Raw genomic sequence first — 26,312 nt, 5'->3', positions numbered from 1 at the left:
CCCGGCGAGATGGGAAATACCGCGATCGCATATGGTTATGCGCGCCGAACGGCGTTGAACCGCCAGCGCGTGAAAGCGGCAAACGGTCGGCGGCACATGGAAATCAGAAGGTGGTCCATTCATCATCGCGCGGCGTGGCCTTAGCTGCTTCGGCCGCTGCGCGCGGCTTGCCAACCGGCTTTGCGCTTGCAACGGCGGCGGCTGGTGCCGGAGCCGGCGCCGCAGCCGCTTTCACTGGCACCGGCAGCTTCGGTTCGGCGCGCGACGATGCCGGCGCAGACTGCGCAGCCGCGCTAACTTCGCGAGCAGCCGCCGTGTGCGTCGTAGCCGTCACTCTACGCGCCGCAAGCGCAGCCGAACTCTGCGAACCACTGTCCGTGTCGCTCACGCGAAACGCGCTCACCGTGTCGCGCAAACGCCCCGCCTGATCCTGCAACGAAGCCGCCGCAGCCGCAGCCTGCTCGACCAGCGCCGCGTTCTGCTGCGTCACTTCGTCCATCTGCGTGACGGCGCGGCCGACCTGGGAAATACCGCTGCTCTGCTCTTCGGATGCCGCCGCGATCTCGCCCATGATGTCGGTGACGCGCTGCACGGCTTGCAGAATCTCGCCCATCGTCGTGCCGGCCTGCTGCACGAGCGTCGAGCCGTTATGCACGCGCTCGACCGATGCGCTGATCAACTGCTTGATCTCCTTGGCCGCCGTTCCCGAGCGCTGCGCGAGGCTGCGCACCTCGCCGGCGACGACCGCGAAACCGCGCCCCTGCTCACCGGCGCGCGCAGCTTCCACGGCGGCGTTCAACGCCAGAATGTTGGTCTGGAATGCAATGCCTTCGATCACGCCGATGATGTCCGCAATCTGCCGCGAGCTGTCGTTGATCTCGCCCATCGTGCCGATCACGCGGCTCACCACGACGTTGCCGCGCGTCGCGATTTCGGACGCGTTATGCGCGAGTCCGCTCGCCTGCCGCGCGTTGTCGGCGTTCTGCTTGACCGTCGCGGTGAGTTCTTCCATGCTCGCCGCCGTTTCCTGCAGCGACGCGGCCTGCTGCTCAGTGCGCTGCGACAGATCACCGTTGCCCGCGGCGATCTGCTGCGTAGCCGAGGCGATAGATTCCGCCGAGCGACGAATCTCGCCGATGGTTCGCTGCAAACGGTTCTGCATTTCATGCATGGCCGCCATCATGCTGGTCTTGTCGCGCGGACGAACGTCGACCACTTGGGTCAGATCGCCTTGCGCGATACTTGCCGCGAGCCGCGCCGCCTGGTCCGGCTCGCCGCCGAGACTCGCGCGCACGTTGCGGATGATCAGCACCATCGCAAGCGAGATGATCGCGCCGATCACCAGTACGACGACGAGGTGGCCGAGCAGCGTTTGGTAGTACGCCGTATCGATGTCCTTGATGAACACGCCGCTCGTGATGTTCCAGTCCCAAGGCGCGAAGCGCACCACATAACTGAGTTTCGGCACGGCGGTTTCGGTGTGCGGCAGGCGCCCGCGATACTGCGCGAAGCCGCGGCCACTTGCCTTGGCCGCGTCGACGATCGCCACGTACAGGAGCTTGCCGTCCGGATCCTTGAAGTCGCCGACCGCCTTGCCGGTCATTTGCGGCAGCGTGGGATGCATCAGCACCACCGGCTTCGAATCCATCACGAACAGATAGCCGGACTCGCCGTAGCGCATCGTCGCAAGACGGGCGAGCGCTTCGCGCTGCGCATCGGCCGCACTCATCTTGCCGCTCTGCGACAGCGCGTAATAGCCGTTCACGACGCCTTGCGCGGCATCGACCAGATTCACCATGCCGGCCTTGCGCTCGGCCAGCATCGTGCTGCGCGTTTCGACCGCGCTCCACAGCCCGACACCCAGCAGCCCCAGCCAGACGAGTGCGAGCGACAGCCATAGTTTGCGATTCAAACTCATCCTGCTCATTGTTGTGGTCTCTCTTCGTGTGATTCGTGTTTCGTTCGCAGTCGCAAGCACACGGTTTCGCGTCGCGCGCAATCGATTGCTAGCGAGATAACGGCATGATTTACCGACAACTTGAGAGACGTTGTAAGGGGAGCGCCGGCAGGGTCCGGCGGTCTGCACGCAGGTTGATCGCGCGCAACGAATCGTGCTCTGAACGATAATCCGAAGCTGCGATCGCGTTCTGGCGGCGCATTCCCTTGCTCGAGAAGACACCATGTACGTTATCGACCTCATCTACACCGCATCGCTCGAACGCATCGACGACGCATTGGAAGCGCATCGCGCATTTCTGGCGCGGCAGTTTGAAGCAGGTGTGTTCGTCGCCGCCGGACCGAAAGTGCCGCGCGACGGCGGCATCATTCTGGCGGTGCGCATCGAGCGCGATAAGCTGGATGAGATTCTCGCCAGCGACCCGTTCGCGCAGCAGAAGCTGGCGCGTTACGAGGTGACGGAGTTCAAGACGACGCGGCTTGCGCCGGGGTTGAATCTGCCGATTCCGACCTGAGAGGAGTAAAGCGAGGGGCGTTGAAAACGGGCGCGATGTGGCGTGCGCCCGCCATGGATCGGTGCGTCAGTCGAGCAGCAGCTTGATATCGTGCACCCACGGCGTTGCGCCCTGGCCGTCGCGCGCGAATAGGCGCAGCTTGCCGTCCGTGTCGAACACATAGCTTGCTGCCGTGTGATCCATCGTGTAGCTATCGGGCGTCTTGCCCGGCACCTTCGCGTAGTAGACGCGAAAGTCTTTCGTGATTTTGGTGAGTTGCGCCTGATCGGCCGGGCGCAAGCCGACGAACGTCGGATTGAACGCCGGCACGTATTGCGCGAGTAGAGCCGGCGTATCGCGCTCGGGGTCCACGGTAACGAACAGCACCTGCACGCGCTTTGCGTCTTCCGGGCCGAGTTGCTGCAACGCTTGCGACAATTCGGCCATCGTGGTCGGACAAACGTCCGGACAATGCGTGTAGCCGAAGAACAGCACCACGACCTTGCCCTTGTAGTCCGCCATGGTGCGCAAATGACCAGACGTGTCGGGCAGCGAGAAGTTGCTCCCGAACTGCGTATTGCCGGTGATGTCGAGATTCTGGAATGCCGGCGGCTGCTTGCCGCAGCCCGCCACCAGCAAGGCGCCGCCGAGCGCGCAAGCTATCACGGCAGCACGCGCCGTACGCGCGAAGCGGTTATTGAGCATGGTTTTACGCGCCGATCACGACGCGCGCATAGTGGTCGATCAGCAGCGCGGCGAACAGCAGCGACAGGTAGACGATCGAATAGCGGAAGGTTTTGCGCGCGAGGTCGTCCGAGTACTCGCGGTAGATCTTCCACGCGTAGGCGAGGAACACGGCGCCCAGCAGCACGGCCGCCACGAGGTATACCACACCGCTCATGCCGGAGACGAAGGGCATCAACGTGACCGCGAACAGGATCACCGTGTACAGCAGAATATGCAGGCGCGTGTACTTCTCACCGTGCGTGTTCGGCAGCATCGGCAGGCCGGCGTTTTCGTAGTCTTTGCGGCGATACAGTGCAAGCGCCCAGAAATGCGGCGGCGTCCACACGAAGATGATCAGCACCAGAATCCAGGCATCGCCCGGCACGTGGCCGGTGACCGCGGCCCAGCCGAGCGCAGGCGGCATGGCGCCCGAGGCGCCGCCGATCACGATGTTCTGAGGCGTGGCAGGCTTGAGCAGCAGCGTATAGATGACCGCATAGCCGACAAACGTGGCCAGCGTGAGCCACATGGTGAGCGGATTGGCGAACGTATAGAGCGTCCACATGCCGAGGCCGCCGAGCACGGCCGAAAACAGCAGAATCTGCGCGGTGGTGATTTCACCGCGCGCGGACGGCCGCCACGAAGTGCGGCGCATTTTCGCGTCGATTTTCTGTTCGACGAGGCAATTGATGGCGAACGCCGCGCCGGCCAGCAACCAGATGCCGACGGTGCCGCCGATCAGCGGAGTCCAGGGCACCATGCCGGGCGTCGACAGGAACATGCCGATGACAGCGCAGAACACGGCGAGTTGCGTGACGCGCGGCTTCGTCAGGGCGATGTACTGGGAGACCCGGCTACCGGGCGTTTGGGAAAGTGTTGTGCTGTCCATGTGGAGTCACGCTGGCGCGGCATCGCGCGCAGGAAACACGGCGCGGCCGGGACGGCTATAAGCGATCCGAAAGTTTAACATAACGAGCAGAAGCAGCAGGATTGCGGCCCCACCGTTATGCGCCACCGCAATGGGCAACGGCCATTGCAGAACGATGTTCGAGAGGCCCGTAATGAACTGGATCAGCACCACCAGCAGCACGCCGTTCGCCGGCCGCCGCAGCGACTCGAAGCGGCGTAGTTTCAACGCCAGCCAGACCAAATAAGCAACCACGACGATCGCGAATGTGCGATGCGTCCAGTGAATCGCCACCAGCGCGTCCTGGGTGATCATGTCGCCGTTGCCGGTCATGCCGAGCGCACGCCACAGGTGGAAGCCGTGCGCGAAGTCCATGGGAGGAACCCATTGGCCGTTGCAGGTCGGGAAATCCGTGCACGCGAGCACCGCGTAGTTCGTGCTGACCCAGCCGCCCAGCGCGATTTGCGCGATCAGCAGCACGAGGCCCGCGAGCGCGGCCGCGCGCCAGCGCGCGGCTTCGGGTTCGAACGCGGGCAACGGCGTCTGCCGCGCGGCCAGCCAGCCGAGCGTGCCCAGCAGCGCGAGGCCGAGCAGCAAGTGCGTCGTCACGATGATCGGCTGCAGCTTCATCGTCACCGTCCACGCGCCGAACGCGCCTTGCACCAGAATCAGCAGCAACAGCGAGGTCGGCCACCATGGCGACACATGCAGCGGACGCCGTTTGACGCGCGCCGTCCACGCGATGATGGTCTGCGCGATGATCAGCACGCCGATCGCCATCGCAAAGTAGCGGTGGATCATTTCGATCCACGCCTTCGTCATGCTGACCGGTCCGGTAGGCATTGCCTGATGCGCGGCCGTGATCGCCGCGTGCGCGATGAACGGCGACGACGTGCCGTAGCAGCCCGGCCAGTCCGGACAGCCGAGCCCGGAATCGGTGAGCCGCGTGAAGCCGCCGAACATCACCAGGTCGAGCGTGAGGAAGGTGGTGAGCCAGACCAGCTTACGGAATTTGTTGTCGTCTGCCTTGACCCACACGTAGGACAGCGGCAACAACGCGATACACAAGCCGATCAGGGCCAGTTGCAGTACGAACATCTCTCTTACCTATGTTGCGGCATCAGCCGATGCTCGACCATTTGAGCAGCTTGGTCACGTCGCCCTTGATCTTGCTGGGGTTCGGATCTTTCGGGAAACGCATCATCAGATTGCCGTTCGGATCGACCATGTAAATGTGGTCGGTGATTTGCGTGCCGTTCTCAGTGGGCAGCCACGCGGACACCTGTGCCGGATCGGCGATCATCATGTTGGTGTCGGGGTAGGCCTTTTGTATCACGTCTGCGACGTTGCCCGCATCGGTACGCAACCACACCTCCACGACGCGTTCGCGTTCCGGGCCCTGAGCTGCGCGGATTTGTCGCATGAAGTAGAGCTTGGTGACGCACGCTTTGTCGCACGCGCTGTTGTCGACCGAGATCAGCAGCCAGCGGCCGCGCAGCGTAGCGAACTTGATGGGCTTGCCATCTTCGCCCGTCACCATGAGCGAATCGGGAATCGGGCGTTGCGGTTCGACCAGCGTGCCGTAGCTCGTGCTGCCGCCGGACGGCTTGATCACGTAGTACGTGAAATACGACACGGCGATCGGTGCCGCGCAGATGATCGCCAGCAGCAGCAGAATCCAGCGGCCGCGCTCCCACGAGCCTTTGCCGTTGGGTTGGCCGGGCATGGGCTTGGGCGCTGCGGGTTTGCCGGCTTGCGGCGAACGGGGAGATTGCGTCGACACTACAGGACCTCTTTCAATGATTACGCGGCGCCACGGCCCTGCTCGGGCCACGACGCCGCATGTGCTGCGTTACACGCCCGGCGCGTGCTCTTTCTTCGCCGCACGACGCGCGGCATAAAGGCCGAAGACGAGCGCCGCGGCCGCCATGCCCCACCACTGGAACATATAGCCATAGTTGCGCTCGACACCGTTGGTGGGCGCGGGCCAATCGCGCACCAGCTTGTCGCCGTCGTCGCTCAACTGCTGGATCACGAACGACTGCAGCGGCAAACCGGTTTCCGCGGCGTACGCGGCGGTATCCAGATTCTGGCGGATCAGTTGATGCTCGGCTGAACCACCCTGCCCCAACTCGTATGCGCGCGACGCGTCGGCCCGCGCAATGCCTTCGATCTCGATTTCACCTTGCGGCGTCGTATACGGCGCGATGGTCTCGCGATTGTTCATGTTGCGCGGCAGCCAGCCGCGATTGACCAGCACGTAGCCGCCGTCGGCCAGTTTAAAAGGCATCACGACGTAAAAGCCCGGCTGGTCGTTATACGGACGATTATCGAGGTAGACGACTTTATCCGCGACGAAACTGCCGCGTGCCTTCACGCGATGAAACTCGATGTCCTTCAATGCGACCGGCGCGGCGCTCACCGGTTGGGCGGGCGCGTTCTCGAACTGCGTGATGTGCGCTTCGAGCGCTTCTTTCTGATGCGCGCGGTCACGTTGCCAGAAACCCAACCGTACCGTCACCACGATCACCAACAGAATCAACAGCGCAGGAACGAGGCGGATCTTCATCGGGTACGCTCCACCACCACTCGCGGCGCGACGGGGAACGTGCGGCAAACGCCGGCGCGCGGTGCGATAATAAATGCCTTGCCCCTGCGCTTCCTGATTTCAGCTGGTTCCATGCACATTCTCGTTCCCATCGCCTTCGTCCTGATCATCGCCAGCATGGTGTCGGCGCTGTACTTCATGATGCATGACAAGGGCAAAACCAAGCGGATGGTCTGGTCGCTCGCCACGCGGGTGGGCCTGTCGATCTCGCTATTCCTGTTCATCCTGTTCGCTCACTGGATGGGCTGGATTCAATCGACCGGCATTCCTTACGGGCGCTGAGCCCGGCGGAAAATCCCCACGCCGCCAAACAAAACGCCGCCCTGACAGGGTCGAGGGCGGCGCTGCATAAGCCTTGCATACTGCTCGTGCGCCGCGTCCCGAAGGACGTTGCGCGAACGGCCTGCACATTCCGGGTTGCCGGTCGGCGCAGGCCAGACTGCGTTACAGCCAGTACACGACGACGTACAGCCCGAGCCACACGACGTCCACAAAGTGCCAATACCAGGCCGCGCCTTCGAACGCGAAGTGATGGTCCGCCGTGAAGTGACCGCGGATCATACGCACCAGCACGACTGCCAGCATCGTGCCGCCGAGGAACACGTGGAAGCCGTGGAAGCCCGTCAACAGGAAGAACGTCGAACCATACACGCCCGACGACAGCGTCAGGTTCAGTTCGTTGTACGCGTGGAAATATTCGAAGCCTTGCAGGAACAGGAAGCAGACGCCGAGCACGAGCGTTGCAGCCAGCCAGACAATCGCCTTCTTGCGATGATTTTCACGCAGCGCGTGGTGCGAGACGGTCAGCGTCGCGCCCGAGGAAAGCAGCAGCGCCGTGTTGATGGTCGGCACAGGCCACGGTTGCATCGACTTGAAGGTCGAGACCAGCGCTGCCGGACCGTTGTTCGGCCACACGGCCGAGAAGTCCGGCCAGATCAGCTTGTAATCGAGGCTGCCCAATTGATGCAACGCGATTTCGCGCGCGTAGAACAATGCGCCGAAGAACGCGCCGAAGAACATGACTTCGGAGAAGATGAACCAGCTCATGCTCCAGCGGTAAGACTTGTCGACATTCTTGCCATACATGCCGCCTTCCGACTCGGCGATTGCGTCGCCGAACCAGTGCCACAGCGTAAAGAGCAGCCACAACAAACCGGCGACGACGCCGATCGGCGCCCAGTCATGTTCGTTGATCCAGGCCGCAAGCGATCCGAGCATGACCAGCAACCCGGCGGCGGCGCTGATCGGATGCCGCGACGGATGCGGTACGAAATAGTACGGGCTCTCGTTTTGACCGCTCATTCTTGATTCTCCACTTCAGTCCAGTTGTTCCGGAATCTCCGGCTGTATCTTCGGCGGCGCGTCGATACCGCACCGCTTCGCTCTAATTGTTGGGCGCTGCTTCGCCCGGTGCTACGTGTGCGCCCGCTGCGTCAACCTACCACGGCACGCACGATCAGAATCAACGCCACGATAAAAATGGCCGCGCAGATCAATGCTGCCGCGATCACGTGCAGCGGGTTCAGCTGCGTGGCGTCCGCCTCCAGATCGCGGCGCTTGCGCACACCGAAAAACGACCAGAAGACCGCACGCATCGACTGACCAAAGCTGCTCTTGCGCGGGCTGCCGCCGTTATCGCTCATCTTGTTTCGTCTTCCTTCGTCTGCGGCACGAGCCGTCAGGCGGGATTGCCGGTGGTGGCCGCCGTATTGGCCGTGGGTGCTGCGTTTCCGGCCTTTGCCGCCGCCGGCGTATTCAATTCAAAAAACGTGTACGACAACGTGATCGTCTTGACGTCCTTCGGCAACTTCGGATCGACCACGAACACCACCGGCATCCGCTTCGTCTGATTCGCCGTCAAGGTTTGCTGCGTGAAGCAAAAACACTCGATCTTCTTGAAGTACTCGGTGGCCTGCTTCGGCGCGTAGCTCGGAATGGCTTGCGCCTGAATCGTGCGCGCCTGTTCATTGCTCACCTCGTACATCACCGTTGTCACTTCGCCAGGGTGCACGTCGAGACTACGCTGCTCCGGCTTGAATCCCAGCGGGCCGCGCGCGTTCGCATCGAATTCGATCGAAATCGTGCGGCTCATGTCGACCTGCGTATTCTTCGCCTCGCGCGCCGTGGAATCACGCTGCACGAGGTTGTTGATGCCGGTGATCTGGCAGATCGCACGGTACATCGGCACCAGCGCGAAGCCGAAACCGAACATCATCAAGGCGACGATGAACAGCTTGATCAGCATCGAACGGTTAAAAGAGCGGTCGGCTTGAGCCGGCGGTTGCGTCGACATCTCAATCCTCAACAAACCTGCAAACTGACTCGAACCGCTTTGTCAGGAGAACCACTTCTGATGAATGATGACGCTCGCGAAAAAGACCGCGGCGATCAACAACATCACGAAACCGATCCGCCGGTTACCCGCGCGAATCTGCTCGGGCGTACGTCTTTCTTGAGGATTGCGCGTCATGCTCGACTTTCTAAATACTTTTCGTGACTACGGATGCCGCCACTACCTTCGTGATCGCCGGCTCAGGTAACCAACTGCTGCGCTGCCCGAGCCGGCAATCTCACCAACTTATCGATTACTCGACGGTCGGCGGGTTTTCGAACGTGTGGAACGGAGCCGGGCTCGGCACGGTCCACTCGAGACCCGTTGCGCCGTCCCACGGCTTGTCGCCAGCTTTTTCGAGTTCGCCGCCGCCACGGTAGGCCGGCAGTGCAACCGCGAACAGGAAGTAGACCTGCGCCAGACCGAAGCCGAACGCGCCGATCGAGATGACCTGGTTCCAGTCGGTGAACTGCGCCGGGTAGTCAGCATAACGACGCGGCATACCTGCGAGGCCGACGAAGTGCATCGGCAGGAACGCGAGGTTGAAGAAGAACATCGACGCCCAGAAGTGAATCTTGCCGCGCGTTTCGTTGTACATCCAGCCGGTCCACTTCGGCGCCCAGTAGTACCAGCCGGAGAACAGCGCGAAGAGCGAGCCCGCCACCAGCACGTAGTGGAAGTGCGCCACCACGAAATAAGTACCGTGATACTGAATGTCGAGCGGCGCCATGGCCAGCATCAGACCCGACAGGCCGCCGAACGTGAACACCAGCAGGAAGCCGACTGCGAACAGCATAGGCGTTTCGAAGCTCAGCGAACCGCGCCACATCGTCGCGACCCAGTTGAACACCTTCACGCCCGTCGGCACGGCGATCAGCATGGTGGCGTACATGAAGAACAACTGGCCCGTCACCGGCATGCCGGTTGCGAACATGTGGTGCGCCCACACCATGAACGACAGAATCGCGATCGACGAGGTTGCGTACACCATCGAGCTGTAGCCGAACAGCGGCTTGCGCGAGAACGCCGGAATCACCTGCGAGACGATCCCGAACGCCGGCAAGATCATGATGTACACCTCGGGGTGCCCGAAGAACCAGAAGATGTGCTGGTACATGACCGGGTCGCCGCCGCCTGCCGCGTTGAAGAACGACGTGCCGAAGTGGCGATCGAACAGCACCATGGTGATCGCGCCTGCCAGAACCGGCATCACGGCGATCAGCAGGTACGCGGTGATCAGCCACGTCCAGACGAACATCGGCATCTTCATCAGCGTGAGGCCGGGCGCGCGCATGTTCAGGATCGTCACGACGATGTTGATCCCGCCCATGATCGACGAAGCACCCATCAAGTGGACCGCGAAAATCGCGAAGTCCATGCCCGGGCCCATCTGCGTGGACAGCGGCGCGTACAGCGTCCAGCCTGCGGCGGTCGCGCCGCCCGGCGAGAAGAACGAACCGACCAGCAGAACAGCCGCCACCGGCAGGAGCCAGAAGCTGAAGTTGTTCATGCGGGCGAAAGCCATGTCCGATGCGCCGATCTGCAGCGGCACCATCCAGTTCGCGAAGCCGACGAAAGCCGGCATGATCGCGCCGAACACCATGATCAGGCCGTGCATGGTGGTCAACTGGTTGAAGAACTCGGGACGCATGATCTGCAGACCCGGCTCGAACAGTTCGGCACGGATCATCAGCGCCATCACGCCCCCGGAGAGGAACATGGTGAACGAGAAGATCAGGTACAGCGTACCGATGTCCTTGTGATTGGTTGCGAACAGCCAACGGCGCCAACCATGCGGCGTTTCGTGGGCATGGTCGCCGTGCACGTGCTCGTGGCCCGCGACTACATCGTGTCCGATGCTAGACATGACAATCTCCTAAAGCGAATACTGCGGTGCTGACCATGAACACGTCAGGCAGCCGGGCTGATCTGAACACGCCGGGCTTCTTTCGCGTCGCTGCCGCCCGTGATCGTTTCCGGCTTCTTCAAAATAATATGGTCTTCGGCAATGCCGGCTGCTTTCAACGCGTCGCGCACGGCTTCGGCACGGCTCTTCGCGAGTTTCGCGTTGAGGTCGGCGGAGCCGGTGGCGTCGGTGAAGCCCGACAGCGTGAATTTCGCGTCCGGATGTGCTTTCGCATAGGCCGCAGCTGCGTCGACCGCCGCTTTCGCGTCGGCCGGCAGCGTGCTCTTGCCGGTGTCGAAGTAGATGCTGGCCGGAAGTGTTGCCGGCGATGCCGCGCTGTCCGCTGCCGCACCCGAGGCGCCCGAAGCCGCCTCAGCGCCGCTCGCAGCCGCGCCTGCGTCGGCCAGATGGTTGCCACCTTCCGGCAGCTTGCCGTTGCGCGCGTCCGCAACCTGCTTCGGCTGGAGAATGTCGCCCGTGTGGTTGCCCCACGAATTACGTTCGTACGTGACGACCGATGCGATTTCGACGTCGTTCAACGTAGGCGCCCACGAAGGCATCGCGTTCTTGCCCTTCAGCACCAGGCTCACATGCTCGGCAATCGCGCCGTTGGCGATCTTGCTGCCGTCGAGCGCCGGGAATGCGCCCACGCCCTTGCCGGTCGGCTGGTGGCAGACCGCGCAGTTCGCCGCGTACACCTTGCCGCCGCGTTCCATCAGCTCGGCCATCGTGTAGGTCTTGTTCGGATCGTCCTGGCCTGCGGCCATTTTCTTCTTCTGGGTATCGACCCACTTCGCGTAGTCGTCGGCGGACAGCACTTCAACCACCACCGGCATGAACGCGTGCTCCTTGCCGCACAACTCGGTACAGAAGCCCCGGAACGTGCCGATCTTGTCAGCCTTGAACCACGTATCGCGCACGAAACCCGGAATCGCGTCCTGCTTCACGCCGAAGGCCGGCACGTACCAGGAGTGGACCACGTCGTTCGCGGTGGTGATGATGCGGATTTTCTTGTCGACCGGCACGACCAGCGGATTGTCCACTTCCTGCAGGTACGTGGTGGAAATCGGCTGGCGGCCATCGGTTTCCGCACGCGGCGTGGTCAGCGTGGACAGGAAGTTGATGCCCTCGCCCGGGCCCTTCACGTAGTCGTAGCCCCACTTCCACTGATAGCCCGTGACCTTGATGGTGACGTCGGCGTTGGTGGTGTCTTTCATCGCCACGACGGTCTTGGTGGCGGGCAGCGCCATCAACACGACGATGATGAACGGCACGATCGTCCAGATGATTTCGACGGTGGTGCTTTCGTGGAAATTCGATGCCTTGTGGCCTTTCGATTTGCGGTGGGCGAAGATCGAATAGAACATCACGGCGAACACGCCGACGAAAATCACCGTGCAAAGCACCAGCATGAACATGTGGAGGCTGAAGAGCTCCTCAGCGATTTTCGTCGCAGGCGGCTGGAGATTGATCTCGTTGACGGCAGGGCCGCCCGGAACATCGCCCACTGCCAGGGCGGCACCGGCGAAAAGCAGTCCGCTCATCGCCAGCACGCCCATGAGGGCTCGCTTGATTGTTTTCATAGCTTCCTTACCCAAAATTTCCATTCAAACCCTCGACCCCGCTGGCAGGTAACCTCGCGCTCCCCGTGAACGCCGCGCTTCTCAACACGTCTAACAACGTGTGAGCCACATACGCAATTCGCCTGCGAACTGCGCGCGCCGATACTGCGCGAGATGTTGCCCGATCATGATCGTCTGGCCGCGTGAGACCAGTTTGATCCGGTCACGTGGCGTTGCGCCTGCCTCGATCCGCACCCAGCGCGGATTGAACTCGAACTGCGTGAGCTGCTCGGCGCTGACCTGCTCGACCACGAGCCGGTTCTGAAACAGCCGGATGCGCTCGTAGTCCACAGCATGACGCGCATATATGGCAAACGCGATGCCCACCGCCAGCAATTCGACACCGGTGAACGGCAACACCAGCCAGGCGCCGACCAGAACCAGCATGAATGCAATTGCCAACGAGAACAACGCAAGCGACACGTAGAAACAGACGAACTGCCGCGGCGATATCGAACAGTTGCGTTTCATCGTCCAGTCTTTGAGAACCGGTTCTGAATCCGCCAGCAGATCTGATGCTTCCATCGCTGCCTCCCGCCGATTGTCTCCAATCGCCGCCTGCGGCCATTTCTTGCGACCGCTAATCCGGTCACCCGATCACCGCCGCGTCATCTTATCTTGCTGCCCTATGCCTCGGGGCTGCCGCCCCAAATGTGGGAACTCCGGGCGACAAACTGACGCATTATAGGCGCGATCCATAGCATCCACAAGCAAGCGTCAATTGGCCCACAACCCAGGCGTGACAAGCCTCCGCGCCGTTTTGACGCAGCTTTTGCGCGTCTTTTGAAGCGGTAATTTCAGACATAACAGATGTCCTCTTTACCGCCTCACTGATTCCTCAACGATTCCTCGCCGAACCTCGCCCGATGTCCTCGATCCGCACGATCCCATGACCTTCGGCAGTCGTGCGCGGCACGGCTTTCCATGCGTGCCCGTAGATCACCTCGAAGGTCAGCGCGATCGTGCCGTCGGCGCGCCGACGGGCTTCGAGCGCTGCCAGCAAAGCCTTGTGCAGCCTGCGCGCGACGGCGCCCGACGAGGCCTCGCGCTCGAACGGATAGGCGCCCCAGCGGCGCACGTCGGCGAGCAGCGACTCGGGCGACTTATAGGTAATGGTCAGCACTTCCTGGTCCATCACCGGAATCTCGAAACCGCTTTCCACCAGCATGTCGCCCAGGTCGTGCATGTCGACGAAATCGATCACATGCTTGCGCGAGGCAACGCCGTGCGCGGCTTCGACTTCGGCGTAGGCGCCGCGCAACTCCTTGAGCGAGTCGGGGCCGAGCGTGCTGAACATCAAGAGGCCGTTGACCTTCAGCACACGCTGCCACTCGGGAAACACGAGATCGGGCCGCGAGTGCCAATGCAGCGCAAGATTGGACCAGATGAATTCGAAGGCGCCGGCCGCGAACGGCAGCGCCGAAAAGTCGGCTTGCGCGAAGCGCGGCCCGCGGGCGCCGAGCGCTTTGCCGAGCGTGGCCGGCAGAAAGCGCCGCCAGCTCGTGTCACCCGAATCGTGCTGCAGCGCGCGCGTGAGCATGCCGTGCGACAGGTCGGAGCCGAACACCGGCGCCTCGGGAAAGCGCTCGCGCAAAGCAGGGATGTCTTCGCCCATCCCGCAACCGGCGTCGAGCACGCTCGCCGGCGTGACCTTGATGTAGTCGAGACGCTCGCGCATGCGCTGCGCGATTTCGCGCGGCAGGAACGCGACGTCGCCAAAGGTCGCCGCGCGGCGGTCGAAGATCCGCTGGAGGCGCTGGGAATCATAGGCCGGACGGCCTGATTGAGCGGAAGTTGAGGACATGAGTGTCGTACTGGCGTAGAGCCCGAAGTATACTCGCTCGCTCCCCTCCATTCAGTGTGAAAGGCCTTCGCGGGCGGTCCAGCCATGCCACTCCGACCCATTTCGTCATCTTCCGGCGCCCGCTTCGCGCGTTTCGCGCGTGCTGCAAATTCCGCATGGCCGCGGGTGGCGCAGGCTGCGTTGCCGAACCTGTGCGCGTTGTGCGGCAATTTGTCGCACGCGACGCTTTGTGCCGGTTGCGACGAGGCCTACTGGAATGAAGGCCGGTTGCGATGCACTGTCTGCGCGGTACCGTTATCCACCACGCGATCGCCGATCCACGCGCAATACCGGTGTGCGGATTGCATTGGCGAGCCGCCACCGTTCGACGCCACGTTCGCCCTTGCGGACTACCGGGCACCGCTCGACACGCTGGCCGTCGGCCTGAAATTCCGCGCCCGGCTGATGCTGGCGCGCGAGTTCGGGCAACGCCTCGCGCGCCTCGCTCGGGATTCCTGGCAAGAGCTGGCTGAATGGCCCGATGTGATCGCACCCGTGCCGCTTGCCAAAAAACGTCTCATTGAGCGCGGCTACAACCAGGCCTGGCAGATCGCGAGGCCACTGGCTCGCACGCTCAATGTACGCAGCGACGCAACCCTGCTGCATCGAATGATTCACACCGCACCGCAGTCGCGGCTCGATCTCGCCGCCCGCCGCCTGAACGTAGGCCGCGCCTTCGAGGTCGCCGGATCCGTGCAAGGTCTGCACGTCGGCATTGTCGACGACGTGATGACCACCGGCGCGACACTCGAAGCGCTGGCTCGCACGCTCAAGGCCGCCGGAGCAAGGCGCATCACCAACTTCGTCGCGCTGCGCACGCCGAAAAACTAGTCTCAACCTGAGCTCACCATGTTCAATGTCGTTCTCGTAGAACCGGAAATCCCGCCGAACACCGGCAACGTGATCCGTCTGTGCGCCAACACCGGCGCGCGCCTCCATCTGATCGAACCGCTCGGCTTCCCGCTCGACGATGCCAAGCTGCGCCGCGCCGGTCTCGACTATCACGAGTACGCGCAAATGAACGTGCATGCCGACTGGGCAGCGTTTATCGGCAAGGAATCGCCAGATCCGGCGCGCATGTTCGCCTTCACCACGCGAGGTTCGGGCCGCTTTCACGAGCACGCGTTTCAGTCGGGCGACTGGTTCGTGTTCGGCGCCGAAACGCGCGGCCTGCCCGACTCCGTGCTCGACCAGTTCGCTAACGAGCAGCGCGTACGCCTACCCATGCGGCCGGGCAACCGCAGCCTGAACCTGTCGAATACCGTTGCGGTCGTGGTGTTCGAGGCCTGGCGTCAGACGGGCTTCGAAGGCGGGGCCTGACGGCGCTGCAATTCCGCCTCGTAGCGCGCGAACATGGTGTCGCTGAAACAGGCGAACACCATCCGCTCGTCCAGCGTGCAACGATTGAGACGGAGCATGGCAATCTCGCTGATGCGAAGCGTCGATAAAAACGTGGACAGCGACAGCGGGCAGCCGTTCAGCGCTTTGGCGCGCTAAACGGCTGAAAGACAAGGCTTATTCAGCTTTGGAGTCGCGCCGCAGCAGGGCGCTGACGGCGTCGCGAGGAGCCACGCCGTCGAACAGCACGGCACAGACCGCCTGCGTGATCGGCATGTCGATTGCATGAGCACGGGCGATCGCGAGGACCGCTTGCGCACAACGCACCCCTTCGGCCACATGACCGAGGCCGCCGAGAATATCGTCGAGCGTACGGCCCGCGGCGAGTTGCAGGCCGACCGTACGATTGCGCGACAGATCGCCGGTTGCGGTCAGGATCAGATCGCCCAGACCGGTCAAGCCGGTGAACGTCTCCGCGCGCCCGCCGAGCGTCACGCCGAGGCGCGACATTTCAGCGAGGCCGCGCGTGATCAATGCCGCGCGCGCGTTCAGACCGAGCCCGAGGCCATCGGCAATGCCCGTTGCAATGGCGAGCACGTTTTTCACCGCGCCGCCCACTTCCACGCCGACGACGTCGTCGCCGGTATAGATGCGCATGGCGCCGTGATGGAACGCAGCGACCGTGCGCTCCCGGCACGCCGCCGAAGCACTCGCGATGGTCAACGCGACCGGCAAGCCCTGCGCGACTTCGCGCGCGAAGCTCGGACCGGACAGCACACCGTTGCTGCCATGTTCCGGCAGCTCGGCCGCGACCACCTGATGCGGCATCAACTGCGAATCGGCCTCGAAGCCTTTGCACAGCCACACCACATGCGCCGGCACTTTGCCCGCATCGCGCATGGCCCGAAAGAGACTACGCAGTCCGGCCACGGGCGTTGCCACGACGCATAACGCGTCGCCGGCGAGCGCGTGCTCGAGCGCTGCGTTGAGATCCGCCTCGTAGCGCAGCGCGGGCGGCAAAGCAACGCCCGCCAGATAGCGGGCGTTTTCGTGCGAAGCGCGGAGATCGGCGATGAGCGCGGGCTCACGCGCCCACAATACCGTGTCGTGCCGTACGGCCAGATGGCCGGCAAGGGCGGTGCCCCATGCGCCGGCGCCAAGGACAGCAACCTTCATAGCCGGCACTGCTGGCGACACGTTAGTGCGTGACGCCGTTTTGCGCCGCGCCGTCCTGGCCGCCCATCTGCGCGAGGCGTTGCTCGTACAGTGCCTGGAAGTTGATTTCGGCGAGATGGATCGGCGGGAAACCGGCGCGGGTGATCGCGTCGGCGATGTTCGAGCGCAGGTACGGGAACAGAATGGTCGGGCAAGCAATGCCGACCAGCGGGTCGATCTGCTCAGCCGGAATGTTGCGGATGTCGAAAATGCCGGCTTGCTTGGCTTCGATCAGGAACGCAACCTTGTCCGACACCTTGGCCGTGACCGTACCCGTAACGAGGATTTCGAACACGGTGTCGGCGAGGCGCTCGGCCTTCACGTCGACTTCGACTTCGACCGACGGCATTTCCTGCTCGAGGAAGATGCCCGGCGAATTCGGCTGCTCGAGCGACATGTCCTTCAGGTAGATACGCTGGATGTTGAAGAACGGCTGGTTATTCTCGTCGGACATGATGAAGTGATTCCCTGATAGGTATGCATGGCGGCGGCCCATGGTTGCATGGGCCGCCAGATCGTTGCGGCACGCCGCCCGCCCTGATGAGGCGAGACCGCGCCGGCTTGGTGTTCACCCGCCCTTGGCGCGCACCCGCGGGCGCGCGAATTCAGGCGGTTGCTTCGAGCAGCGGCATCAAACCGCCCGCCCGATCGAGCGCGGAGAGGTCATCGTACCCGCCCACATGCGTCTCGCCGATGAACACTTGCGGCACCGTGCGGCGACCGGTCCGGGTCATCATTTCCTCACGACGGGCCGGGTCTTTGTCGATCAGTACCTTTTCAACGTGCTCGACGCCGCGCGACTTTAAAAGACGTTCGGCCATCTGGCAATACGGGCACACCTGGGTGCTGTACATGATCACTTTGTTCACTTGGCTGCTCCTTGTTTCACAACCGGCATGCCGGCTTTCTGCCAGGCGTCGACACCGCCTTCGAGAACATGGACTTCCGCATACCCTGCATCCTGCACGATACGCGCTGCCTTGTTCGACTGCTGGCCGGTCTGGCAAACCAGCAGCACCGGGTTGCTCTTATTCTTCACGAGTTGCGCGACTTTCGCCTGCAACTCCGCAAATTCAAGGTGCCGGGCCGCGGGCAAATGCCCCTTGGCGTAGTCGGCGGACGGACGAAGGTCGATGACCGCCGCATTGCGCCGGTTGATCAGTTGCGTGGCTTCAGCGGCCGACAGGCCACCGCGGCCGCGCCGGCTGATCGTCGGCCACAGCAGCAACCCACCGGAGATGAGGACGATCGCGATCAGTACAAGGTTTGTGTAATCAGTGAAAAACTTCACGGAAAATCCGCCGAAAAAGAGAGAAATCGAAAAGGGCAATCCAGCCATTATAAAATAACCGTCTGACGCGATGGCGGCGCTCCTCCAGAGGACCCCCGCAACGCTTTACCGCTTCCTCACTACCGACCGTCAATCTCATGTACAAACTCGTTCTCATCCGCCACGGCGAATCGACGTGGAACAAGGAAAACCGCTTCACGGGCTGGGTCGACGTCGACCTCACCGAGCAGGGCAACAGTGAAGCGCAGCAAGCCGGCGTGCTGCTGAAGGAATCGGGCTACACGTTCGACATCGCCTACACGTCGGTGCTCAAGCGCGCGATCCGCACCCTGTGGCACGTGCAGGACAAAATGGATCTCATGTACCTGCCGGTGGTGCATTCGTGGCGTCTGAACGAGCGCCACTACGGCGCGTTGTCGGGTCTGAACAAGGCGGAAACGGCCGCCAAATTCGGCGACGAGCAGGTGCTGGTCTGGCGCCGCAGCTACGACACGCCGCCGCCCGCACTCGAGCCGACGGACGAACGCGCGCCCTACAGCGATCCGCGCTATGCCAAGGTGCCGCGCGAGCAACTGCCGCTCACCGAATGCCTGAAAGATACGGTCGCGCGCGTTCTGCCCCTGTGGAACGAGTCGATTGCGCCGGCGATCAAGTCGGGCCGCAAGGTCGTGATCGCCGCCCACGGCAATTCGATCCGCGCGCTGGTGAAATACCTCGACAATATTTCGGACAACGACATCGTCGGTCTGAATATTCCGAACGGCGTGCCGCTCGTCTATGAACTCGACGAAAATCTCAAGCCGCTCAAGCACTACTATCTGGGCGATCAGGACGCGATCGCCAAGGCGCAAGGCGCAGTCGCCAAGCAAGGCAAAGCCGGCTGATTCCGCCATCTCGCCGCCATGCTGCCGCCATCAATACAGCGCAACGGCGGCTACTGGCGCAGATTGGTGACACATGGCGGCTAATGGCCGCGCCGACCGGCAAGACATACCGGTCGGCGCGGCTCGCGCCTGTCAAGTCTGTCAAGCGCGCCATTCTCGCGCCATCAATCCGTTACCGCACATTACTTCAGCGTCGCGGGCCGCATCTCACGAACCAGGCCCGGCTCGCGCTGTCGAATCACGATTGCCTGCGCTACGCCCTGACTCGGCGGGTGTGCAGTTATACTTGTCCGTCCCCATCTCTATCGACGCTGCCACGCGCTTCCGACCGCAACAGACTCTATGCGAAAGAACCTGAAAAATATCGGCCTGATTGCCGCGGGCCTTGCTACCGGTGTATTTGCCACCCTGCAACTTTCCGCTTCGGCGCAGCAACCGGCCAGCGCAGCGTCCAACGCTGTCGCACCGCTGCCGCTGGACCAGCTCAGGCTCTTTGCCGAAGTGTTCGGCCAAATCAAGCACGAGTACGTCGAACCCGTCGACGATAAAAAGCTTCTCACCGCCGCCATCAAAGGCATGGTGTCGAGCCTCGACCCGCACTCGTCATATCTCGACAAGACCGATTACGAGGAACTGCAGGAGCAGACCAAGGGTCGCTTCGCCGGACTCGGTATCGAAATTTCGTCGGAAGACGGCCTGATCAAAGTGATCTCGCCGATCGAAGACACGCCCGCGTTCCGCGCCGGCATCCGTCCGGGCGACCTGATCACGCGTATCAATGACAAGCCCGTGCGCGGCATGACGCTCGACCAGGCGGTCAAGCAGATGCGCGGCGAGCCGGGCACCAAGGTCACGCTCACGATCTTCCGCAAGACCGACGACCGCACCTTCCCGCTCACCGTCACGCGCGCGGTCATCAAGGTCCAGTCGGTCAAGATGAAGATCCTCGCGCCAGGCTACGCCTATGTGCGGATCACGAGCTTCCAGGAACGCACCACGCCTGACCTCGCCGCGAAGCTGCAAGATATCGCGCGTCAGCAGCCGAATCTGAAGGGTCTCGTGCTCGACCTGCGCAACAACGGCGGCGGCCTGCTGCAAAGCGCGGTCGGCGTGGCTGGCGCGTTCCTGCCGCCGAATTCGGTTGTGGTGTCCACCAATGGCCAGATTCCGGATTCGAAGCAGGTCTATCGCGACACCTACGACAACTACCGCCTGCAGTCCTTCGACAGCGATCCTCTGAAGGACGAAGCGCCGATCTTCAAGACCGTGCCGATGATCGTGCTGACCAACGCGTACTCCGCGTCGGCGTCGGAAATCGTCGCGGGCGCGCTGCAGGATCAGCATCGTGCGTTGATCGTCGGCAAGACCACCTTCGGCAAGGGTTCGGTGCAGACCGTGCGACCCATGACGGCGGACACGGCACTGCGTCTGACCACGGCGTACTACTACACGCCGAGCGGCCGTTCGATCCAGAACAAGGGCATCCGTCCTGATATCGCGGTCGATCAATACGCGGAAGGCGATCCGGACGACGCACTCGTGACCCGCGAAGTCGACTACTCGAATCACCTTGCGAACACGCAGGATCCGAACGAGAAGAAGGAAGCGGAACAGCGTGAGCAGGAACGCATGGACCAGTTGCGCCTGCTTGAAGAGCAGAACGACAAGAAGACGCCGGAACAGCGTCAGAAGGATCGTGAGCGCAAGCCGGTGGAATTCGGTTCGACTGACGACTTCATGCTGCAACAGGCGCTGAACAAGCTGGAAGGCAAGCCGGTGCAGGAATCGAAGTCGCTGACCGAGCGTCGTCTCGCGCAGAACAAGCCGGCCACGTCGGCGTCCGCGCCGGTCGCGGTCAAGCCGACGCAACCGGTGCCGGGCGCATCGGGCCCGGCGCCGGCCTCGACGCCCGCTACGCAAAGCAAGTAAGCGTCAAAGCGTGTCTTCGCAGCGCAAGCTGCTGCGAAGACACGCTGCCATACCGGGCATCAGCCAGAACACCCGCTCCCCGCGCGATTAAAATAAAGAAACCGCGCACGGCAGACCCTTCGGTCCTGCATCTCAACGCGCGACACACTCACGCGCCCCGCCATGAACGACGATCAACTGCTTCGCTATTCCCGCCACATCCTCGTCGACGAAATCGGCATCGAGGCTCAGCAGCGCTTTATCGACGCTCACGCGATCATCGTCGGCGCGGGTGGCCTGGGTTCGCCGGCCGCGATGTATCTCGCTGCCGCGGGTGTCGGCCGTTTAACGCTGGTCGATGCCGATACGGTCGACCTGACCAATCTGCAGCGCCAGATCCTGCATGTGACCGCATCTATCGGGCGCAAGAAGGTCGAGTCCGGGCGCGAGGCAATCGCGCGGATCAATCCCGAGGTGGTGGTGAATGCGGTGGCCGAGCGCGTGGACGACGCGTGGCTCGACGCACAAGTGCCGCATGCCACGGTCGTGCTCGACTGCACGGATAACTTCGCGACGCGCCACGCGATCAACCGCGCGTGCGTGAAGCACGGCGTGCCGCTCGTGTCGGGCGCGGCGTTGCGCTTCGACGGCCAGATCAGCACCTTCGACTTCCGCGACGAAGCGTCGCCCTGCTATGCGTGTGTGTTTCCCGAAGACCAGCCGTTCGAGGAAGTCGCGTGTTCGACCATGGGTGTGTTCGCGCCGACAGTCGGTATCGTCGGTTCGATGCAGGCCGCCGAGGCGCTCAAGGTGATCGGCGGAATCGGCACGCCGTTGCTCGGCCGCCTGATGATGCTCGATTCGCTGCGCATGGAGTGGAACACGATGCGTATTGCGCGGCAGCCGGATTGCCCGGTATGTGGGCAGACGCACCCGGCTTGATCTGCTGCCGTAAGGCTAAAAAAACGCCGCCCGTGAGGCGGCGTTTCTTATTCAAAGACGTGAACTCAGGCCAGCGACACGCGCTTTAACGCAGCCTGCACTTCTTCGGGTTCGAACGAAGCCAGCACATCGGCCACCGGCTTTTCGAGCGTCTTCAAATGCGCGCGCAGCACTTCCTGCTTGACCACCAGCAGTTGGCTCGGATGCATAGAAAACTCGGTGAGACCCATGCCGAGCAAGAGACGCGTCAACGCCGGGTCGCCGGCCATCTCACCGCACACCGACACGGGCACGCCCGCGCGCTTCGCCTCGCGCAGCGTGAACGCGATCAGGTGCAGCACCGCCGGATGCAGCGGGTCGTACAGATGCGCGACGGAGTTGTCCGCGCGATCGATCGCCAGCGTGTACTGGATCAGATCGTTCGTGCCGATCGACAGGAAATCGAGCCGCTTGAGAAACAGCGGCAAGGCGATGGCGGCGGCCGGAATCTCGATCATCGCGCCGACCTGCACGTTCGGATCGTAGGCCATGCCGGCGTCGTCGAGCTGACGTTTGGCTTCGCGAATCAGGTCGAGCGTCTGATCGATCTCCTGCGCATGCGCGAGCATCGGAATCAGAATTTTCACCGTACCGAACGCAGACGCGCGCAGTATCGCGCGCAACTGCGTGAGAAACATCTGCGGCTCGGAGAGGCTCCAGCGAATCGCTCTCAGACCCAAGGCCGGGTTCGCGGCGGTTTCATAACCATCGCCCCCGCCCATCGAATCGAGCGGCTTGTCGGCGCCCACGTCGATCGTGCGAATCGTGACCGGCAGGCCGTTCATCAATTCGACCGCGCGACGGTACGCGGCGAATTGCTCTTCCTCTTCGGGCAAACGGTCCTTGTGATTCATGAACAGGAATTCGGAGCGGAACAGACCCACGCCCATGGCTCCCGCGTCGAGCGCGGCGCTCGCGTCTTCCGGCAACTCGATATTCGCGCACAACTCGATACGCGTGCCGCACAGCGTTTGAGTGGGCGAAAACTTAAGCCGTTGCAGCTTGCGCTGCTCGAGCGCTTTTTCGCTTTGCCGGTACGAATACTCCTCCAGCACGATCGGCGCGGGATCGACGATCACAATGCCGTGATCACCGTCGACAATGATCAGGTCGTCCTGGCGAATCAACGCGCTCGCGTGCTGCACGCCGACCGCGGCCGGAATACCGAGACTGCGCGCGACGATCGCCGTATGCGACGTGCGGCCGCCCAGATCCGTGACGAAACCCTGAAACGTTTGCGTTTTGAACTGCATCATGTCGGCCGGCGCGATGTCGTGCGCGACTACGATCATCTCGTCGCAGGCGCCGTGCACGCCGTCCACGAGCGCCACCGACGCGCCCGCGAGCGCCTTCAGCACGCGCTCCACCACCTGTTCGATGTCGGCTTTGCGCTCGCGCAGGTACTCGTCTTCGATATCGTCGAAATGGCGCGACAGGCGCTCGAGTTGTTCGGTCAGCGCCCATTCCACGTTGTAGCGGCGCGTGCGGATCAGGTCGATGGTTTCCTGCACGAGCATCGCATCGTTCAGGATCATTGAATGAACGTTGATAAACGCGCCCATCTCGCTGGGTGCGTCGACGGCGAGATCGGCGCGCAACGCGTCGAGCTCGTGATGCACGTGTTGCTGGGCCGCGCGAAAGCGCTCCACCTCACCTTCGATCTGGGCGGGCTCGATCAGATAGTGGTCTACGTCGAGTGCAGCCGGGGCGATCAGATAAGCCCGCCCGATGGCGATACCGCGTGACACGGGAATTCCATGCAGCGTGAAGGACACGCGCACCTCCTCTAGTTGTGTGATGCCGCGGCAAACCGCTGCAATGCTCTCAGACACTCTGCGCCATTATAAATTCCGCGCCCTTCGCCGGTATGTCGGGCCTGTGTGCAGCGCAGCACGAATTACCGTAAGCGAGCTGCCAACGAGCCTTCATCTGACTCGCGTTCCAGCAACGTGAACCGTATGCGAATGTCGATGTGCGGGCCTCACGCGCTTTCGCCCGACCATTGTCACGCGCTAAAAAAAACGCCGCGGACAGCCGCGGCGTTTGCGCATATCGCAACGTGGAGGTGCTCACTGACCCTCGCCGAATTTATCGGCAATCAGTTTCAGCAATGCGTCCATCGCTTCTTTTTCGTCAGCGCCTTCTGTTTCGATCAGCACCGTGCTGCCGATGCCCGCGGCCAGCATCATCACGCCCATAATGCTCTTGGCATTGATACGGCGGCCGTTACGGCTCATCCAGATTTCCGCCTGGTAGTTGCCTGCGAGTTGCGTCAACTTGGCCGACGCGCGCGCGTGCAGCCCCAGCTTGTTCACGATAGTCGTTTCCTGTTGCAGCATGTGATGGTCCGAAGCGCGGGTAAGTGTGGTTATGAAAGGTGAATCCGCAAACCAGTGGCATTGCGGGCGAAAACCCGGCAACCGGGCGATCCGCTTACAAGCCGGCTGAGTCGGCTTTTTGCGTCAGATCGGCGTCGACCGGCAAGGCCGGCAAACACGCGCCGCCGGATGCCGCATCGGGCGGCAGTGCGGGCAAACAGTCGCCGGACTCCGCGGTGGGCGCGACGGGTGCCGGCGTGGCCGGTCCGATGGCGTGCACGCCCTTGGTGGCGCCGGCGAGTGCCTTGTCGACCAACGTGTCGAGCGGTGTGGCGCGATAACAGACCGCGCGCACCAGCATCGGCAGGTTGACGCCGCACAGCACGCGCACATCCGGTATTGAAGCGAGCCGGCCGGCGATATTCGCCGGCGTGGCGCCAAACATATCCGTGAGGACGAGCGCGCCGTTTTCTTCCTTGAGACGTTCGATCTCCGCGTGCGCGAATGCAACCTGCTGCGCGGGATCGCAATCCGGCGATACGTCGATCACGCCGATGCGCGCCGGCAAGCCACCATAGATGTGCGAAATGCAATCGCGCAACGCGGTGGCGAACGGAGCGTGCGCAATGATCAGAATGCCTGCCATGTCAGCCTTACTGCAAAAGAACGGCCCCAACCGTGGACCGGGACGAAGCCCGGTTCGTCAGCGCCCTCGACCGGCCGTGGGCCATGAGGGCCGGAACGCGTGAACCCATGAGCGCCCCCGCCGCGCGGCACCGAGCCGGCGCTAGCGAAAACCTGCCCGCTCATTGCCCGCGATCCATCTCCATGACACCGTCGAGGTGCCATCGAAACGGGTTGGCGCGAGAGAGCGGGCATTGTATCAGGCTCATTTTCGCGCCAAAGCCGGCGTGCTGCCTGATGCGGATTTAATACACAGTTTGGGGATCATGGCGGCCATTCAAGAGCGCAAATCGGCCCAGATCATCAACCTGCCGCCCGCTCCAAGGCGTCGATGAACATGGCGGCGACGTCGAAACCGGTCTGATCCATGATCTCGCGGAAACATGTCGGGCTGGTCACGTTCACTTCGGTCAGCCAGTCGCCGATCGCGTCCAGTCCGACCAGCAGCAGACCGCGCGCGGCGAGCACCGGCGCCAGCGTATCGGCGATCTTGCGGTCGTGCTCGGTCAGCGGACGCGCTACCCCAAGGCCGCCGGCCGCGAGGTTGCCGCGCACTTCATTACCCTGAGGAATACGGGCCAGCGAATAAGGCACGGCTTCGCCACCGATCAGCAAAATACGCTTGTCGCCCTCCTTGATTTCGGGAATGAATTTCTGCGCCATCACCGAACGCGCGCCGTCGTGGCTCAGCATTTCGATGATCGAACCGAGGTTCATGCCGTCGGCTTTCACGCGGAACACGCCCATGCCGCCCATGCCGTCGAGCGGCTTCAGGATCACGTCGCCGTGTTCCTCGTGGAAGGCACGTAAGCGGGTCGCGTCGCGCGTGACCAGCGTAGGCGCGACGAACTGCGCGAATTCGCCGATGGCGAGTTTTTCCGAGTGGTCGCGAATCGATTGCGGCTTGTTGAAAATGCGCGCGCCGGCGCGTTCGGCCATTTCCAGCAGCCAGGTCGACGTGACATATTCCATGTCGAACGGCGGGTCTTTGCGCATCACCACCGCGCTGAATGTCTTGAGCGCGCGCGGCGTGGCGGCTTCCGCGTCGTACCAGACGTCGCGATGAAGATCGGCGCCGTCGCCGACAATCGCCACGCGCTGCACGTTCGCCTCGACGTCGCCGCCCGTCCACGCCAGATGCTTAGGCTCGCACGTGTAGACCACATGACCGCGGCGCGCCGCCTCGGCCATCATCGCGTAGGTCGAGTCTTTGTAGATCTTGAATTGCGAGAGCGGGTCGGCGATGAAAAGAATGTCCATGAAGGTCCCGGTGCGCCCTGATGGGCTTGGCGTTGATCG

At 62.7% G+C, this 26,312-nt stretch carries 30 protein-coding genes; 7 read left to right on the top strand and 23 right to left on the bottom strand.

From position 1 onward, the window contains the following. Positions 1–103: 103 nt before the first annotated feature. On the bottom strand, positions 104–1,927 hold the full coding sequence (locus P0D70_RS11355) for a methyl-accepting chemotaxis protein (protein ID WP_408184545.1): 1,824 nt from the start codon (positions 1,925–1,927) through the stop codon (positions 104–106). Positions 1,928–2,180: 253 nt separating this feature from the next. Here P0D70_RS11355 and P0D70_RS11350 point away from each other — a divergent pair, with 253 nt between their 5' ends. Next, a complete protein-coding gene (locus P0D70_RS11350; RefSeq protein WP_091796850.1) occupies positions 2,181–2,471 on the top strand; it encodes a YciI family protein in 291 nt (96 codons plus the stop codon). Positions 2,472–2,537: 66 nt separating this feature from the next. Here P0D70_RS11350 and P0D70_RS11345 read toward each other — a convergent pair whose 3' ends face one another. The 5 genes from P0D70_RS11345 to P0D70_RS11325 form a co-directional block, all read right to left on the bottom strand. Then, positions 2,538–3,155, bottom strand: a complete 618-nt coding sequence (locus tag P0D70_RS11345; RefSeq protein ID WP_408184544.1) for an SCO family protein — start codon at positions 3,153–3,155, stop codon at positions 2,538–2,540. 4 nt (positions 3,156–3,159) lie between these two features. Beyond that, a complete protein-coding gene (gene cyoE / locus P0D70_RS11340) occupies positions 3,160–4,065 on the bottom strand; it encodes a heme o synthase (protein WP_091796852.1) in 906 nt (301 codons plus the stop codon). A gap of 6 nt (positions 4,066–4,071) precedes the next feature. After that, a complete protein-coding gene (locus P0D70_RS11335) occupies positions 4,072–5,181 on the bottom strand; it encodes a COX15/CtaA family protein (protein ID WP_091796853.1) in 1,110 nt (369 codons plus the stop codon). 22 nt (positions 5,182–5,203) lie between these two features. Then, positions 5,204–5,866, bottom strand: coding sequence for an SCO family protein (locus P0D70_RS11330; protein WP_408184543.1), 663 nt, complete (start codon positions 5,864–5,866; stop codon positions 5,204–5,206). A gap of 69 nt (positions 5,867–5,935) precedes the next feature. Then, entirely contained in the window at positions 5,936–6,652 is a 717-nt protein-coding gene (locus tag P0D70_RS11325; RefSeq protein WP_408184542.1) for an SURF1 family protein, read from the bottom strand. Positions 6,653–6,763: 111 nt separating this feature from the next. Between P0D70_RS11325 and P0D70_RS11320 the strand changes: the two genes are divergently transcribed. After that, a complete protein-coding gene (locus tag P0D70_RS11320) occupies positions 6,764–6,973 on the top strand; it encodes a twin transmembrane helix small protein (protein ID WP_007179452.1) in 210 nt (69 codons plus the stop codon). A 162-nt stretch (positions 6,974–7,135) separates the two neighbouring features. Here the strand turns inward: P0D70_RS11320 and P0D70_RS11315 are convergent, their stop codons facing one another. The 8 genes from P0D70_RS11315 to P0D70_RS11280 form a co-directional block, all read right to left on the bottom strand. Further along, entirely contained in the window at positions 7,136–7,993 is an 858-nt protein-coding gene (locus P0D70_RS11315) for a cytochrome c oxidase subunit 3 (RefSeq protein WP_091796856.1), read from the bottom strand. Between the two features lie 131 nt (positions 7,994–8,124). After that, positions 8,125–8,334 carry a DUF2970 domain-containing protein gene (locus P0D70_RS11310; protein WP_091796857.1) on the bottom strand — a complete coding sequence of 70 codons (210 nt, stop codon included), beginning with the start codon at positions 8,332–8,334 and terminating at the stop codon, positions 8,125–8,127. 35 nt (positions 8,335–8,369) lie between these two features. Further along, entirely contained in the window at positions 8,370–8,984 is a 615-nt protein-coding gene (locus tag P0D70_RS11305; protein WP_408184541.1) for a cytochrome c oxidase assembly protein, read from the bottom strand. A gap of 42 nt (positions 8,985–9,026) precedes the next feature. Continuing rightward, a complete protein-coding gene (locus P0D70_RS11300; RefSeq protein WP_091796859.1) occupies positions 9,027–9,161 on the bottom strand; it encodes a cytochrome oxidase small assembly protein in 135 nt (44 codons plus the stop codon). Positions 9,162–9,276: 115 nt separating this feature from the next. Then, the gene (gene ctaD / locus P0D70_RS11295) at positions 9,277–10,890 is read right to left on the bottom strand and encodes a cytochrome c oxidase subunit I (RefSeq protein ID WP_091796860.1); all 1,614 of its coding nucleotides are present in this window, start codon (positions 10,888–10,890) and stop codon (positions 9,277–9,279) included. Positions 10,891–10,934: 44 nt separating this feature from the next. Beyond that, on the bottom strand, positions 10,935–12,536 hold the full coding sequence (gene coxB, locus P0D70_RS11290; RefSeq protein ID WP_408184540.1) for a cytochrome c oxidase subunit II: 1,602 nt from the start codon (positions 12,534–12,536) through the stop codon (positions 10,935–10,937). 66 nt (positions 12,537–12,602) lie between these two features. Continuing rightward, on the bottom strand, positions 12,603–13,076 hold the full coding sequence (locus P0D70_RS11285; protein WP_091796862.1) for a DUF2244 domain-containing protein: 474 nt from the start codon (positions 13,074–13,076) through the stop codon (positions 12,603–12,605). A 313-nt stretch (positions 13,077–13,389) separates the two neighbouring features. Next, complete coding sequence (locus P0D70_RS11280) at positions 13,390–14,355, bottom strand: methyltransferase domain-containing protein (protein WP_091796863.1); 966 nt, start codon at positions 14,353–14,355, stop codon at positions 13,390–13,392. 84 nt (positions 14,356–14,439) lie between these two features. On the opposite strand from P0D70_RS11280, the gene P0D70_RS11275 reads away from it, so the two are divergent. Both P0D70_RS11275 and trmL read left to right on the top strand, forming a co-directional pair. Continuing rightward, on the top strand, positions 14,440–15,225 hold the full coding sequence (locus P0D70_RS11275; protein ID WP_408184539.1) for a phosphoribosyltransferase family protein: 786 nt from the start codon (positions 14,440–14,442) through the stop codon (positions 15,223–15,225). An 18-nt stretch (positions 15,226–15,243) separates the two neighbouring features. After that, on the top strand, positions 15,244–15,714 hold the full coding sequence (gene trmL / locus P0D70_RS11270; RefSeq protein WP_091796865.1) for a tRNA (uridine(34)/cytosine(34)/5-carboxymethylaminomethyluridine(34)-2'-O)-methyltransferase TrmL: 471 nt from the start codon (positions 15,244–15,246) through the stop codon (positions 15,712–15,714). On the opposite strand, the gene P0D70_RS11265 is transcribed toward trmL, so the two are convergent. The 5 genes from P0D70_RS11265 to P0D70_RS11245 all read right to left on the bottom strand — a co-directional run bounded on the left by P0D70_RS11265 (position 15,687) and on the right by P0D70_RS11245 (position 18,238). Next, positions 15,687–15,812 carry a hypothetical protein gene (locus P0D70_RS11265; RefSeq protein ID WP_286161996.1) on the bottom strand — a complete coding sequence of 42 codons (126 nt, stop codon included), beginning with the start codon at positions 15,810–15,812 and terminating at the stop codon, positions 15,687–15,689. The two genes, trmL and P0D70_RS11265, sit on opposite strands and share 28 nt — an antisense overlap. 97 nt (positions 15,813–15,909) lie before the next feature. Then, a complete protein-coding gene (locus P0D70_RS11260; RefSeq protein WP_091796866.1) occupies positions 15,910–16,908 on the bottom strand; it encodes an NAD(P)H-dependent glycerol-3-phosphate dehydrogenase in 999 nt (332 codons plus the stop codon). Between the two features lie 22 nt (positions 16,909–16,930). Continuing rightward, the gene (gene secB / locus P0D70_RS11255) at positions 16,931–17,401 is read right to left on the bottom strand and encodes a protein-export chaperone SecB (protein WP_007179465.1); all 471 of its coding nucleotides are present in this window, start codon (positions 17,399–17,401) and stop codon (positions 16,931–16,933) included. A gap of 151 nt (positions 17,402–17,552) precedes the next feature. Then, a complete protein-coding gene (grxC, locus tag P0D70_RS11250; protein WP_007179466.1) occupies positions 17,553–17,816 on the bottom strand; it encodes a glutaredoxin 3 in 264 nt (87 codons plus the stop codon). Continuing rightward, a complete protein-coding gene (locus tag P0D70_RS11245) occupies positions 17,813–18,238 on the bottom strand; it encodes a rhodanese-like domain-containing protein (protein WP_012431601.1) in 426 nt (141 codons plus the stop codon). The genes grxC and P0D70_RS11245 overlap by 4 nt, the downstream gene beginning before the upstream one ends. Before the next feature lie 137 nt (positions 18,239–18,375). Between P0D70_RS11245 and gpmA the strand changes: the two genes are divergently transcribed. From gpmA to P0D70_RS11230, 3 genes are all read left to right on the top strand, one after another. Continuing rightward, positions 18,376–19,122, top strand: coding sequence for a 2,3-diphosphoglycerate-dependent phosphoglycerate mutase (gpmA, locus tag P0D70_RS11240; protein ID WP_408184538.1), 747 nt, complete (start codon positions 18,376–18,378; stop codon positions 19,120–19,122). 342 nt (positions 19,123–19,464) lie between these two features. Then, positions 19,465–21,051, top strand: a complete 1,587-nt coding sequence (locus P0D70_RS11235; protein ID WP_091796868.1) for a S41 family peptidase — start codon at positions 19,465–19,467, stop codon at positions 21,049–21,051. A 162-nt stretch (positions 21,052–21,213) separates the two neighbouring features. Further along, positions 21,214–21,972, top strand: coding sequence for a HesA/MoeB/ThiF family protein (locus P0D70_RS11230; protein ID WP_091796869.1), 759 nt, complete (start codon positions 21,214–21,216; stop codon positions 21,970–21,972). 65 nt (positions 21,973–22,037) lie between these two features. On the opposite strand, the gene ptsP is transcribed toward P0D70_RS11230, so the two are convergent. The 4 genes from ptsP to gshB form a co-directional block, all read right to left on the bottom strand. Continuing rightward, the gene (gene ptsP, locus P0D70_RS11225) at positions 22,038–23,786 is read right to left on the bottom strand and encodes a phosphoenolpyruvate--protein phosphotransferase (RefSeq protein WP_091796870.1); all 1,749 of its coding nucleotides are present in this window, start codon (positions 23,784–23,786) and stop codon (positions 22,038–22,040) included. A gap of 294 nt (positions 23,787–24,080) precedes the next feature. Further along, positions 24,081–24,350, bottom strand: a complete 270-nt coding sequence (locus P0D70_RS11220; protein ID WP_007179472.1) for an HPr family phosphocarrier protein — start codon at positions 24,348–24,350, stop codon at positions 24,081–24,083. A 94-nt stretch (positions 24,351–24,444) separates the two neighbouring features. Next, on the bottom strand, positions 24,445–24,975 hold the full coding sequence (locus tag P0D70_RS11215) for a PTS sugar transporter subunit IIA (protein WP_091796871.1): 531 nt from the start codon (positions 24,973–24,975) through the stop codon (positions 24,445–24,447). Between the two features lie 341 nt (positions 24,976–25,316). Next, on the bottom strand, positions 25,317–26,273 hold the full coding sequence (gene gshB / locus P0D70_RS11210) for a glutathione synthase (RefSeq protein ID WP_408184537.1): 957 nt from the start codon (positions 26,271–26,273) through the stop codon (positions 25,317–25,319). Between the last annotated feature and the right edge of the window lie 39 nt (positions 26,274–26,312).

The sequence above is a fragment of the Paraburkholderia sp. RL17-381-BIF-C genome, assembly GCF_046026435.1.
Taxonomy (GTDB): Bacteria; Pseudomonadota; Gammaproteobacteria; order Burkholderiales; family Burkholderiaceae; genus Paraburkholderia.
The sequence above is the reverse complement of the archived record's forward strand: the minus strand, read 5'-3'. Positions and strand labels throughout refer to the sequence as shown.